The sequence below is a fragment of the Nocardioides sp. 1609 genome, assembly GCF_004522105.1.
Lineage (GTDB): Bacteria > Actinomycetota > Actinomycetes > Propionibacteriales > Nocardioidaceae > Nocardioides.
Window position 1 is genome coordinate 565,250 of the sequence record NZ_SPUJ01000001.1, and the last position, 12,476, is coordinate 577,725.

Sequence of the window (12,476 nt, forward strand, 5' to 3'; positions counted from 1 at the left end):
GAGGGTGAAGGGGTGAGACATGGACACCGGAGTGAGTGAGACCGCCACGAGCCCGCAGCACGGGACCGGGGCCTCGTTCGAGGACTTCGTCGCCGCCCGGTCCACGGCGCTGTGGCGCAGCGCGTTCCTGCTGACCGGCGACGCCCAGAAGGCCGAGGACCTGCTGCAGACCGCGCTGGTGAAGACCTGGCGCAAGTGGGACACCATCACGCGGCACCAGGGCGCCGAGGCCTACGTGCGCCGCGCGCTCGTCTCGACCTACACCGACTGGTGGCGCCGTCGTTGGAACGGCGAGCGACCGACCGGGCAGCTCCCCGACCGCCCCGACCGTCCCGACCAGCCGGACGTCGCCGCCCGGGCCGCGACCCGGCACGACGTCCTCACCGCCCTCGCCGACCTGCCCCGCGGGCAGCGCGCGGTGCTGGTGCTGCGCTACTTCGACGACCTCACCGAGCAGCAGACCGCCGATGCGCTCGGCGTGTCCGTCGGCACCGTCAAGAGCCAGGCCTCCCGCGCGACGTCCGGCCTGCGCTCCTCCCCCGCCCTGCGCGGCCACCTGTCCGAACCGCTCGAAGGAGACCCGTCATGACCGACCGTCATCTCAAGGACCTGCTCGACAGCACCGCCCCCGACCAGCCCGACCTCGCGGCCGCGGCCCGCACCACCGCCGTCACCGAGCGCGCCCGCGCCGTGACCCGGCGCAACCGCGCCCTGGTCGCCCTCGCCGCCGTCGCGGTGGTGGGCGTCGGCGTCGCCGTCCCGCTCGCCCTCGACGGCGGTGACGCCCCGGGGCGCCAGCAGGTGGCCGACGACCCCGCGCCCGAGGAGCCGGCCGTCCCGGCCCCGCAGCCGTGCCCCGACGCGCCGGTGGTCGTCGACGCGCTCCGGCCCGGCGACCTCCCGGACGACGCGGCCTGGGCGCGCCTGTGCCCCGCCACGTCGAGCGTCGGTGGGGGCGCGGACCTCGGCGAGAAGGCGATGGGCGCGGTGGTCGTCGGCGAGGAGGCCACCGCGCTGGTCGCCGACATCGAGGCGCTCCCGCGCCTGGAGCAGCTGGCGCCCGAGTGCGCCACCATGCTGGTCCAGCCCTCGGCCTGGGCCCTCGTCGTGGGTGACGGGAACGGCGGGACGGCGACGATCGGCGCCAGCGTCACCGCCTGCGGGGCCGTCCCGGTCGCCGGGGCGGACCGTCAGGTCGAGGCCATCCTCGCCCTGGCCACCGAGGCGCTCGGCTCGCACTCCTGAGCCTCCCACCTGCGCCGATGCGTCGGCGGCCACGCACCCGCCCTAGAATTTCGGTCATGACCGAGATCATCGAGCAGGCCACGGACACGACGAGCGCGCCCGAGCGTGCGCTCGTCGTACCCGACAAGCCCGCTCTCGAGGGCCTCGAGACGAAGTGGGCCGACCAGTGGAAGGCCGACGACACCTACGCCTTCGACCGCACCCAGCCGCGCGAGAACGTCTACTCGATCGACACCCCGCCGCCGACGGTGAGCGGCAGCCTGCACGTCGGGCACGTCTTCTCCTACACCCACACCGACCTGGTCGCGCGCTACCAGCGGATGCGCGGCAAGTCCGTCTTCTACCCGATGGGCTGGGACGACAACGGTCTGCCGACCGAGCGCCGCGTGCAGAACTACTACGGCGTCCGCTGCGACCCCACGCTGCCCTTCGACGCCGACTTCACGCCGCCGGAGAAGCCGGACCCGAAGAAGCAGGTGCCGATCAGCCGGCCCAACTTCATCGCGCTCTGCTCCGAGCTCGTCGAGCAGGACGAGCAGGTCTTCGAGTCGCTGTGGCGCACGCTCGGCCTGTCCGTCGACTGGAAGCAGCACTACACGACCATCGGGCGGAAGGCCCAGGTGGCCAGCCAGCGCGCGTTCCTGCGCAACTTCGCCCGCGGTGAGGCCTACCTCCAGGAGGCGCCGACCCTCTGGGACGTCACCTTCCAGACCGCCGTCGCACAGGCCGAGCTCGAGTCGCGCGAGTACGCCGGCGCCTACCACCGGGTCGCCTTCCACCGGCCCGACGGCCAGCCGCTCCACGTCGAGACGACCCGCCCCGAGCTGATCCCGTCCGTCGTCGCGCTGATCGCGCACCCCGACGACGAGCGCTACCAACCGCTGTTCGGCACCACGGTCACCTCGCCGGTCTTCGGCGTCGAGGTCCCGGTGCTCGCGCACCCGGCCGCCGAGATCGACAAGGGCGCCGGCATCGCGATGTGCTGCACGTTCGGCGACCTCACCGACGTCACGTGGTGGCGCGAGCTGCAGCTGCCGGTGCGCACCGTCATCGGTCGCGACGGCCGCTTCCTGCGCGAGACGCCGGAGTGGCTCGCGAGCGAGACCGCCGCGGCGGCGTACGCCGAGCTGCAGGGCAAGACCGTGTTCTCGGCCCGCGAGGCCGTCGTCGCCGCCCTGCGCGCGAGCGGCGACCTCGACGGCGAGCCCCGGCCGACCCAGCGGATGACGAACTTCTTCGAGAAGGGCGACAAGCCGCTCGAGATCGTCGCCACCCGCCAGTGGTACATCACCAACGGCGGCCGCGACACCGCGCTGCGCACCGAGATGATCGACCGCGGCACCGAGATCCAGTGGCTGCCGCCGCACATGCAGAGCCGCTTCGACAACTGGGTCGGCGGCCTCAACGGCGACTGGCTCATCTCGCGGCAGCGGTTCTTCGGCATCCCGTTCCCCGTCTGGTACCCCCTCGACGACCAGGGCGAGCCCGACTACGCGCACCCGCTGGTCCCGAGCGAGGCCGAGCTGCCGGTCGACCCGTCCACCGACGCCCCCCGCGGCTACGACGAGGCACAGCGCGGCCAGGCGGGCGGGTTCCTCGGCGACCCCGACGTCATGGACACCTGGGCGACCTCGTCGCTGACCCCGCAGATCGCCGGCGGCTGGGAGGAGGACCCCGACCTGTTCGAGCGGGTCTTCCCGATGGACCTCTGCACGCAGGCCCACGACATCATCCGCACCTGGCTCTTCGCCCGGGTCGTGCGCGCCCACTTCGAGAACCACGCCGCCCCGTGGTCGCACGCCATGGTCTCGGGCTTCATCCTCGATCCCGACCGCAAGAAGATGTCGAAGTCCAAGGGCAACGTCGTCGTCCCGACCGAGGTGCTCGACAAGTTCGGCGCGGACGCCGTCCGCTGGCGTGCCGCGATGGCCCGCCCGGGCCTCGACTCGCCGTTCGACGAGACGCAGATGAAGGTCGGCCGCCGGTTGGCCATGAAGGTCCTCAACGCCTCCAAGTTCGTGCTCGGCAACGTCGGCGCGAGCTCGCTCGACCCCGTGCGGGTCGTCGAGCCGATCGACTGCGCGCTGCTCGGGCGGCTCGCCCGGGTCATCGACCGGGCCACCGACGCGTTCGACGCCTACGACTACACCACGGCCCTCGAGGTCAGCGAGCGCTTCTTCTGGGAGTTCTGCGACGACTACCTCGAGCTGGTCAAGGAGCGTGCGTACGCCGAGGAGGAGTCGACCGCCCGCGAGTCGGCCCGCGCCACGCTCTCCCTCGCGCTGCAGGTGCAGCTGCGGCTGCTGGCGCCGTTCCTGCCCTACGTGACCGAGGAGGTCTGGTCGTGGTGGCAGGAGGGCTCGATCCACCGCGCCGCCTGGCCGGTCGCGACCGAGCTCGGCTCCGCTGCCGCGTCCGACCCCGCCATGGTCGACGCCGTCGCCGCCGCCCTGGGCGGCATCCGCGGCGCGAAGTCGCAGGCCAAGGTCGGCATGAAGGCGCCCCTGTCGCGGGTCGAGGTCACCGGCCCCGCCGACGCCGTCGACGCCGTCCGCAGGGCCGAGGCCGACCTGCGCGCCGTCGGCCGGATCACCGGCGACCTGGTCCTCACCACCGACGAGTCCGCCACCGAGATCGCGGTCTCCGCGGAGCTCGCCCCCGCCCCCACCCCCACCGAGTCCTGACCAACGCTGACCCGTCACCTATAGGTGACGGGTCAGCGTGATGTCTGGGCCGACCCGTCACCCATAGGTGACGGGTCAGCGCGGTGTCTAGGTCGACCCGTCACCCATAGGTGACGGGTCGATCTATGTCGTGCGGGTGTGTGCTGACGATGGCCTCGGTGGGCCGGGGGTATCGGCCCGCGGGTCGCGGCCTCGTTCCTCGGCTGCCGCTCGCTCGAGCACCGACGACGCCAGCACCCCGTCGCCGCGCTCCTGGGGCCTGGCGTCAGGCCGACTTCTTCTTCTTGGGCTCCGCCTCGCGCAGGACGAGGGTCGGGGCCTCCTCGCCCAGCACGACCTGCTGGGTGATGATCACCTTCGTGACGTCGCCGCGGGAGGGGACGTCGTACATCACGTGGAGGAGGACCTCCTCGATGATGGCGCGCAGCCCGCGGGCACCGGTGCCCCGCTCGAGGGCCTTGTCGGCGATCGAGGCGATGGCGTCGTCGGTGAACTCGAGCTCGACGTTGTCGAGCTCGAAGAGCTTGCGGTACTGCTTGGTGAGCGCGTTGCGCGGCTCGACGAGGATCTGGACCAGCGCCTCCTGGTCGAGCTTGTTGACGCTCGCGATCAGGGGCAGCCGGCCGATGAACTCGGGGATGAGGCCGAACTTGGTGAGGTCCTCGGGGCGGACCATGGCGAGCAGGTCCTCCTGGGCGCGCTCCTCGGCACCGCGGACGTCGGCGGTGAAACCGAGCGTCTTCTTGCCGACGCGCTGCTCGATGATGTGTTCGAGGCCGGCGAAGGCACCGCCCACCACGAACAGGATGTTGGTGGTGTCGATCTGGATGAACTCCTGGTGCGGGTGCTTGCGACCGCCCTGGGGCGGCACCGAGGCGGTGGTGCCCTCGATGATCTTCAGCAGCGCCTGCTGCACGCCCTCGCCGGAGACGTCGCGCGTGATCGAGGGGTTCTCCGACTTGCGGGCCACCTTGTCGATCTCGTCGATGTAGATGATGCCCGTCTCGGCCTTCTTGACGTCGTAGTCGGCGGCCTGGATCAGCTTGAGCAGGATGTTCTCGACGTCCTCGCCGACGTAGCCGGCCTCGGTGAGCGCCGTGGCGTCCGCGATCGCGAAGGGCACGTTCAGCATCCGGGCCAGGGTCTGGGCGAGGTAGGTCTTGCCGCAGCCGGTGGGTCCGATCACGAGGATGTTGGACTTGGCGACCTCGACGACCTCGTCCTTGGTGTGCTTGCCGCTCTTGCCACCCTGGCCCGAGTTCGGCTGGAGACCGGCCTGGACCCGCTTGTAGTGGTTGTAGACCGCCACGGCGAGCGACTTCTTGGCCTGCTCCTGGCCGATCACGTAGGAGTTGAGGAAGTCGAAGATCTCCTTCGGCTTGGGCAGCTCGTCGAGGCTGACCTCGGTGCCCTCGCTGAGCTCCTCCTCGATGATCTCGTTGCAGAGGTCGATGCACTCGTCGCAGATGTAGACGCCGGGTCCGGCGATGAGCTTCTTCACCTGCTTCTGGCTCTTTCCGCAGAAGGAGCACTTGAGCAGGTCGCCTCCGTCACCGATGCGTGCCACGGGTGGATCCTCCAGATGTGCGACGAGTCGAGCCGGGGGTGGTGCGGGGACAGCGGGCGCCGGCCGGGGCCGGAACCCTCCGACGGTACCCCGCGCCGTCCCCGGGCGGGGACGGACACGGCGGACCGACGGCGGTCAAGCAGGACTCAGGCCAGGGCCGGGGTCTTGAGCGACTCGAGCACCGAGTCGATCAGGCCGTACTCGACGGCCTGCTCGGCGGTGAGGATCTTGTCGCGCTCGATGTCGCGGCTGACCTCCTCGATCGGTCGGCCGCTGTGGTCGCTGATCATCTTCTCGAGCAGGTCGCGCATCCGGAGGATCTCGTTGGCCTGGATCTCGATGTCGGAGGTCTGGCCGAACGTGCCCTCGGTGTAGGGCTGGTGGATCAGGATCCGGCTGTTGGGCAGCGCCAGCCGCTTGCCGGGAGAACCGGCCGCGAGCAGGATCGCGGCCGCCGAGGCGGCCTGGCCCAGGCACACGGTCTGCACGTCGGGCTTGATGAACCGCATCGTGTCGTAGATCGCGGTCAGCGCGGTGAAGGAGCCACCGGGGCTGTTGATGTAGATGCTGATGTCCTGGTCGGGGTTCATCGACTGCAGGCACAGCAGCTGGGCGATGACGGCGTTCGCGACGTCGTCGGAGATCGGCGTGCCGAGGTAGATGATGCGCTCCTCGAACAGCTTTCCGTAGGGGTCGATGCGTCGGAAGCCGTAGGACGTGCGCTCTTCCCACTGGGGGATGTAGTAGTTCACAGCTGCTACCTCAGTCCTTCACTCGGGCCGGGCGCCCGTCGTCGGCGGCCTCGCGGGCGCTCTTGATGACCTGGTCGACGAGGCCGTACTCCTGGGCCTGGTCGGCGGTGAACCAGCGGTCGCGGTCGGCGTCGGCGATGACCTGCTCGACCGGCTGGCCGGTGTGCTCGGCGATGAGGTCGAGCAGCACCTTCTTGATGTGCAGCGACTGCTGGGCCTGGATCTTGATGTCGGAGGCCGAGCCACCCATGCCGGAGGACGGCTGGTGCATCATGATGCGCGCGTGCGGCAGGGCGTAGCGCTTGCCCTTGGTGCCGGCGCAGAGCAGGAACTGGCCCATCGAGGCGGCCAGGCCCATGCCGACGGTCGCGACGTCGTTGGGGATGTAGTTCATGGTGTCGTAGATCGCCATGCCGGCGTCGACGGAGCCACCGGGCGAGTTGATGTGCAGGAAGATGTCGGCCTCGGGGTCCTCCGCCGACAGCAGCAGGAGCTGGGCGCAGATCGCGTTGGCGTTCTGGTCGCGGACCTCGGAGCCGAGGAAGACGATGCGCTCGCGCAGGAGTCGCTGGTAGATGTGGTCGTCGAGCACGTTAAGCCCGCCGCCGCCACCCATCATCGGGGCCGGGTGAGTGGAGTTCTGGTTCACGTCGTCGACCCTAGCCCGTGACACCGACACTTCCACGGGAGATCGGGTGGTGTTCGCGGACAGCAGAAGGCACGTCCGGGGCGGCGTGTCAGGCGCTCGCGGCGCCGTCCTCGACGGCGGCCCGCAGCCGCTCGACGCTCGCCGCCATCCCGGCCTCGAGCTCGTCGGCGTGACCCGCGGTCCCGCCGAGGAGCACGGTCGCGAAGACACCGCTGAGCGCGGTGAGCCGCCGCGGCACCGGGCGGCGGTGCACCACGCGGGTGTGCCCGTCGGCGGTGGGCTCGAGCTCCCAGACCCAGCGCGCCCCGCTCGACCGGGTGTCCCACGCGACGGCGCGGCCGACGTCCAGCGCGGTCACCACGGAGCGGGTCGGCCAGACGACGAGCCCGCGCCGGTTGATGCCGACGTACTGCTGACCGAGCCGCAACCCGCCGCGCAGCAGCGGCCTCATCGCGACCAGCTCGGGGCTCCACTCGGGCATCCGGTCGAGGTCGCTCAGGACCGCCCACACCTGCGGCGGGCGCGCCGCGACGACCGTCTCGGCACGGAGCTCGCGGTCGGCGGCGGGGGCGCTCATCGTCGCATCGTCGCACCGGGCCGTCAGGCGAGCCAGGTCCGCAGCGACGCCAGGACGTCGGGGTGGTTGAGCAGGCCCCAGTGGTCGGTGCCGCCGACGTGCAGGACGTCGGCGCCGGGGAAGAGCTCGCCGCCCCACCGGTCCCTCCCGTACGCCGACTCCGGACGCACGAGCAGGTCGCCGACGACGTGGCCCACCGGGTGGCGCTCGGACGACGTGAGGGTGGCGCAGACGAGGTGGTAGCGCGCGTGCGGCAGCGGCGCGACGTCGTCGGTCAGCCCGGCGACGAGGTCGTGGACACCGGCCGAGCGCCAGTCGAGGATCCGCCCGAACGCCGCCGTCTCGGGCAGCCGGGACAGCCCGCGGCTGCCGTGCCCGACGCCGCGCGCGACCGGCGCGCCGAGGTGCGGCGTCCCGAGGGTGACCACGTCGGTGACGAGCGCGTTCCAGTCGCCGGACGCCGGCCCGGAGCCGTCCGACGCCGCGCCGTCGGACGCCCCGCCGGCCGCCACGGCGCCGGCCGCGCGCACGACCAGCCCGCCCATCGAGTGCCCGACCAGCACGATCCGCTCGACCGGCACCGGCCACTGCTCGACCAGCCGTTGCGCCAGCGCGGCCAGCGCGACGCCGTTCTCGCGCAGCGGCAGGCCGGTGTTGAGGCGGAGGAACACCGGCGTCCAGCCGTCGGCGGCCAGCGCCTCGCCGTAGGTCGTGCCGGTGCGGTCGCGGTGTCGCGACCAGTGGGTCTCGTCCTCGCAGAGCCCGTGGACGAAGAGGACCAGGCGGCCGCCGGCGTCCGGGAACGCGGCGGCCAGGGCGGAGCGCTCGGGGTCGACGTCGACCTCGTCGCGGCGGACCGCCATCGCGATGGCGAGCTGGGGGCGCTCCTCGAGCAGCCGGTCGCCGATCAGCCCGTTGACCGCGGCCGCCAGGAAGCGACCGGGGCGGGTCTCCTCGAGCCCCGGACCGAGCCCGGCCGCGGCGGCGCGGTCGAGGCCGGACGCCACCGCGCGCAGCCCGAGCCCGAGCCCGCCGTACACGGCGCCGGCGGTGCCGCGGTGCAGCGTGCCCGGCACGCTCCCGGCGCCACCGGCCAGCCCGTCGGTCAGTCCGTGGGCGCGGTCGGCCCACGCGAGGTGGGTGTCGCGCACGCTGCGCAGGACCAGCTCGTCGGCGACGACGCCCAGCAGCGAGAGTGCGTCGAGCAGGCGGGGGCCGGACGACGGGGGCATGCGCCGATCATACCCGCCCAGTGAACGCATGTTCACCGAACGGCCCACACCCCCCGGGGTAGCCGGTGACCGGCAGATGACGCTCGTCTGAACAGCGCATCGGCGCGCGGAGGCTGTGGTTGGATGCCACGCATGGGGACTCGTGGGGCCAACGACGCGTCGGGGGTTCGATGCTCCGGGTGACGTTGCGCGGGTCCGGACTCCCCACGGTGACCCTCGGGTCCGGCGAGTCGCTGCTCTTCGGTCGATCCCCGCACCACGCCCTGCCCGACGACGACCCCGGCGACGCCCTGCGGGTCACCGCGATCGACCTCCCGCGCTGCGCCCCTCACGTCAGCCGCCTCCTCGGTGAGCTCGTGGTCGGCGACGAGATCGCCCGGCTGCGCTGGCACGGCTCCGGCGAGACCCAGGTCTCCAGCCTGTTCGACGCCCCCGGCGGCGCGCGGCGGGTCACCCTCGCCGAGGGGATGTCGCTGCTGCTCGACGAGGGCGAGAACATGCTCGTCGTGATGCGCGGACGCCAGACCGGGCCCGACACCTACGACGACCTCTCGATCGTCGTCGACGTCGCCACCTCCACGCCCGCGGTCCCGCCCCGACCCCGTTCGGCCGACGAGACCGGCGAGCTGGACGCGGCGGCGACCGCGCCGGCACCCCAGCTGCCCCCGAGGTCGCGGGAGTGGTACGTCGCCCTCGCCCTCGCCGAGCCGTGGCTCAGCGGCACCGACGACTACCCGCGTCCGCCGTCGAACCGGGAGATCTACGAGCGGGTCCTGCACTGGCACGGCTACGCCTGGAACCTCGAGCGGGCCCAGCGGGTCGACGACGCCATCCGGGTCATCTCCGCGCTGGCCTTCGGTCCGCGCGAGGACCCCTTCAACGCCGGGCGGGGTCGCGCCCAGAACGTCCGCTTCGCGATCGGCCGGCGCACCGCGGAGGTCCGCCTGGTGACCGTCGAGGACCTCGACACCGTCGAACGGGCCGCCGCCGCCCGGAAGGTTCCACCGGCGGTCTCCTAGCGGTCGTCACGGCGGCGACCTACGGTCGCAGGACCAGACCAGCCGCTTCGCGAGGAGACACACCCATGAGCGCCAACATGCAGGGCATGGACACCGAGGAGGCCCGCTCGGTGGCCCAGAACATGGACTCCAACGCCGCCGTCGTCGGCGACGTCTGTGCCAGGCTCCTGGCCCGCATCCAGGGCACCAGCTGGGTCGGCCAGGACAAGGACCGCATCGCCGACGACATCGGCAACTCCTTCATCCCCAACGCCAACGCCGCCTGCGAGGACATCAAGCAGCAGGCGAGCTACCTCATCGCCAAGGCCGACCAGCAGGACGCCGTCAGCTCCTGACCCCTCGCACCTCCACGAGCCACCGGTGACCCCGGTGGCTCGTGGCGCGTCCGGAGGTCGCTCGTCGACCGGCCGGCCGCACCGCAGGACCCGCGGCCGGGGGGCCCGACGGGGCGGAAGTTTCCACCCGGCGGCCTCTGTACCGCCGCCGCGCGGCCCGCCTAGTTTCCTCGACAGCGGGCCAGAACGGCAGGCACTCGGATCTCGGACAGGAGCAGGACCATGGCGTTTCTCGGAGCAGACACCGAAGAGCTGCGGGAGGTCGGTCAGGAGTTCCAGGAGGGCAAGGAGACCACCGACCAGGTCATCACGTTCCTCAAGGCCCTGATCGCGATCCTCAAGGCGGCGTCGTTCTTCAGCGGCGGGGCCAGCCTCGCCTACGCCACCTACCTCGAGACCACGGTCGTCCCGTGGCTGGAGAAGATCTCGATGGCCCTCGGCATGTTCGCCAAGGTCCTCGGCGCCCAGGCCGACGCGCAGGACGAGGCGTCGAACGGCGGCACCGTCGACTACGGCTCGCTCCCCTCCTACCAGTCGCCGGCCCTGCCGGAGCCGATCCAGCCCTACCAGGGCGAGCCGCTCGCCGGCGGCGCCAACGCCCCGATCGCCTCGGGCACCGACAGCGGCTCCGGCGCCTCCCCGTCGGGCACGTCGCCGTCGTCCGGGGCACCGTCGGTCGGCGCCCCGCTCGGCGGCAGCGCGACGACGTCCGGTCCCAGCCTCTCGATCGGCGAGAACGGTCACCTGATGATCGACACCGGCATCGACCTCGACGGCGAGGGCGTGAAGGCCCCCGAGGCGGGCGCCGGAGCAGGCGCGCCCACCCAGATCGGGTCCTCGACGGTCGGCCCCGAGCTGAAGGGCAGCGACCTGTCCCCGGCCGGCACGGGCCCGGCCGCCGGCCCCGCCGGCGGTGACCACGGCCTCGGTTCCGCGGGTGGCATCGGCGGCGGCGGCCTCGGTGCCGACGCCGGCGGCTCCTCCGGCTCGGCCGGCGGTTCGTCCGGCGGGGGCGGCGGCGGTCCGGTGGGCGGCGCGGGCAGCCCCGCGGGCGGCGGCGAGACCCAGCTGGGCGGCAGCAGCATCGGCAGCCCGAGCGGCCACACCGGCCCCGTGGCCGACGGCGGTCTCGGCGGCGCCGCACCCGGCGCCGAGTCGCTCGGCTCCTCGAGCATGGGCTCGGCCACCCCGACCGGCGAGGCGGCCGACGGCGGCGCGTCGTACGGCGCGGCGGCCGGCATCGCCGGTGGTGCCGCGGCCCTCGGCCTCGGCGGCGCGGCCCTCGCGAGCCGGGCGGGCGGCGGCTCCTCCAACGACCCGGCCATCGACAAGCTGGCCAGCACCAACGGCCGCGGCTCGCGGGGCGAGGACGTCAAGCTGCTGCAGGACAAGCTCACCGCCGCCGGCTACGACACGAAGGGCGCGGACGGGGTCTGGGGCGGCAACACCCAGGCCGCCTACGACGCCTACCGCGCCGACAACCCGCTGCCCGTCCAGCACGGCTCCGGCTACACCTCGCCCAGCGGCTACGACTACAACCAGATCAGCGGGGTCAACGGCAACCCGAACGTGACGCCGGAGTTCCTCCGCAAGGTCGAGGGCATCTCCCAGCGCATCGGCGCCCAGCCGGAGCACCTGATGGCTGCGATGAGCTTCGAGACCGGCGGCGAGTTCGCCAGCGACACCCGCAACCCGCGCAGCAGCGCCACCGGCCTCATCCAGTTCATGAGCGACACCGCCCGGGGCCTGGGGACGACGACCGCGGACCTGGCCCAGATGTCGCCGATCGACCAGCTCGACTACGTCGAGCGGTACTTCGAGCCGCACCGCGGTCGCCTCGGTGACCTGGAGAGCGTCTACACCTCGATCCTCGCGGGCAGCCCGCACTCCGGTGACGAGGCCCTGTTCACCCAGGGCGACCGGAGCTACGGCCCCAACCGCGAGCTCGACGCCAACCGCAACGGCGTCATCACGGCCGCAGAGGCCACCGCACACGTCCGGGCCCGCATGGGCGCCGGCGGCAATTGATCACATCCGCTGACAGCAGCAACCACCACAGAGAAGGAGCAGTTCCATGGCCATGAAGGGTATGGATGTCGAGGCCGGCCGCCAGGCTTCCCAGCAGATCAACCAGGGCTCGCAGGAGCTCGAGACGCTCACCGGGCGGATGACGCAGGTCATCGACGGTTTCGACTGGATCGGCCCCGACGCCGACCGCACCCGTGAGACCTGGAAGGGCGACTACGTGACCATGCTCCAGCGGGTCACCCAGTCCCTGCAGGAGTTCTCGACGCTGATCAACACGCAGGCCCAGGAGCAGGAGCAGGTCTCCAACTGAGTCGGGCTGCGGGCGTTCCACGCCTGCGGCTCCTCGCCGGCCGCCGGGGCTCCTGCCCCGGCGGCCGTCGCCGTCCCA

12 protein-coding genes are annotated in these 12,476 nt (G+C 72.3%); 7 read left to right on the plus strand and 5 right to left on the minus strand.

Annotated elements, in window-relative coordinates:
• The first annotated feature begins 19 nt into the window (after positions 1-19).
• Genes E4623_RS02570 through valS form a run of 3 tightly spaced genes read left to right on the plus strand, consistent with a single transcriptional unit; the run spans position 20 to position 3,929 of the window.
• Positions 20-589 carry a SigE family RNA polymerase sigma factor gene (locus E4623_RS02570; RefSeq protein WP_134764931.1) on the plus strand — a complete coding sequence of 190 codons (570 nt, stop codon included), beginning with the start codon at positions 20-22 and terminating at the stop codon, positions 587-589.
• Entirely contained in the window at positions 586-1,245 is a 660-nt protein-coding gene (locus E4623_RS02575) for a hypothetical protein (protein WP_134764932.1), read from the plus strand. Before E4623_RS02570 ends, E4623_RS02575 begins: the two co-directional genes overlap by 4 nt.
• A gap of 56 nt (positions 1,246-1,301) precedes the next feature.
• Positions 1,302-3,929: a valine--tRNA ligase gene (gene valS / locus E4623_RS02580; protein WP_134764933.1), complete on the plus strand. Its 2,628-nt coding sequence runs from the start codon at positions 1,302-1,304 to the stop codon at positions 3,927-3,929.
• A 265-nt stretch (positions 3,930-4,194) separates the two neighbouring features.
• Here valS and clpX read toward each other — a convergent pair whose 3' ends face one another.
• The 5 genes from clpX to E4623_RS02605 form a co-directional block, all read right to left on the minus strand.
• Entirely contained in the window at positions 4,195-5,496 is a 1,302-nt protein-coding gene (gene clpX, locus E4623_RS02585) for an ATP-dependent Clp protease ATP-binding subunit ClpX (RefSeq protein WP_134764934.1), read from the minus strand.
• A gap of 146 nt (positions 5,497-5,642) precedes the next feature.
• Complete coding sequence (locus E4623_RS02590; RefSeq protein ID WP_134764935.1) at positions 5,643-6,248, minus strand: ATP-dependent Clp protease proteolytic subunit; 606 nt, start codon at positions 6,246-6,248, stop codon at positions 5,643-5,645.
• Between the two features lie 10 nt (positions 6,249-6,258).
• On the minus strand, positions 6,259-6,864 hold the full coding sequence (locus E4623_RS02595) for an ATP-dependent Clp protease proteolytic subunit (RefSeq protein WP_280633633.1): 606 nt from the start codon (positions 6,862-6,864) through the stop codon (positions 6,259-6,261).
• A 121-nt stretch (positions 6,865-6,985) separates the two neighbouring features.
• On the minus strand, positions 6,986-7,474 hold the full coding sequence (locus tag E4623_RS02600; protein ID WP_134764936.1) for an SRPBCC family protein: 489 nt from the start codon (positions 7,472-7,474) through the stop codon (positions 6,986-6,988).
• A gap of 23 nt (positions 7,475-7,497) precedes the next feature.
• Entirely contained in the window at positions 7,498-8,706 is a 1,209-nt protein-coding gene (locus E4623_RS02605; protein WP_134764937.1) for an alpha/beta fold hydrolase, read from the minus strand.
• 179 nt (positions 8,707-8,885) lie between these two features.
• Here E4623_RS02605 and E4623_RS02610 point away from each other — a divergent pair, with 179 nt between their 5' ends.
• From E4623_RS02610 to E4623_RS02625, 4 genes are all read left to right on the plus strand, one after another.
• The gene (locus E4623_RS02610; RefSeq protein WP_209020455.1) at positions 8,886-9,725 is read left to right on the plus strand and encodes a hypothetical protein; all 840 of its coding nucleotides are present in this window, start codon (positions 8,886-8,888) and stop codon (positions 9,723-9,725) included.
• 65 nt (positions 9,726-9,790) lie between these two features.
• Positions 9,791-10,060, plus strand: coding sequence for a hypothetical protein (locus E4623_RS02615; protein ID WP_134764939.1), 270 nt, complete (start codon positions 9,791-9,793; stop codon positions 10,058-10,060).
• Between the two features lie 222 nt (positions 10,061-10,282).
• Positions 10,283-12,088: a peptidoglycan-binding domain-containing protein gene (locus E4623_RS02620; RefSeq protein WP_134764940.1), complete on the plus strand. Its 1,806-nt coding sequence runs from the start codon at positions 10,283-10,285 to the stop codon at positions 12,086-12,088.
• Positions 12,089-12,134: 46 nt separating this feature from the next.
• Positions 12,135-12,398: a hypothetical protein gene (locus tag E4623_RS02625; RefSeq protein ID WP_134764941.1), complete on the plus strand. Its 264-nt coding sequence runs from the start codon at positions 12,135-12,137 to the stop codon at positions 12,396-12,398.
• The last annotated feature ends 78 nt before the right edge of the window (positions 12,399-12,476 follow it).

Coding starts and splice junctions, on each gene's coding strand:
- E4623_RS02570 (WP_134764931.1), top strand. CDS start 20: ATGGACACCGGAGTGAGTGAGACCGCCACGAGCCCGCAGCACGGGACC.
- E4623_RS02575 (WP_134764932.1), top strand. CDS start 586: ATGACCGACCGTCATCTCAAGGACCTGCTCGACAGCACCGCCCCCGAC.
- valS (WP_134764933.1), top strand. CDS start 1,302: ATGACCGAGATCATCGAGCAGGCCACGGACACGACGAGCGCGCCCGAG.
- E4623_RS02595 (WP_280633633.1), bottom strand. CDS start 6,864: ATGGGTGGCGGCGGCGGGCTTAACGTGCTCGACGACCACATCTACCAG.
- E4623_RS02600 (WP_134764936.1), bottom strand. CDS start 7,474: ATGAGCGCCCCCGCCGCCGACCGCGAGCTCCGTGCCGAGACGGTCGTC.
- E4623_RS02605 (WP_134764937.1), bottom strand. CDS start 8,706: ATGCCCCCGTCGTCCGGCCCCCGCCTGCTCGACGCACTCTCGCTGCTG.
- E4623_RS02615 (WP_134764939.1), top strand. CDS start 9,791: ATGAGCGCCAACATGCAGGGCATGGACACCGAGGAGGCCCGCTCGGTG.
- E4623_RS02620 (WP_134764940.1), top strand. CDS start 10,283: ATGGCGTTTCTCGGAGCAGACACCGAAGAGCTGCGGGAGGTCGGTCAG.
- E4623_RS02625 (WP_134764941.1), top strand. CDS start 12,135: ATGGCCATGAAGGGTATGGATGTCGAGGCCGGCCGCCAGGCTTCCCAG.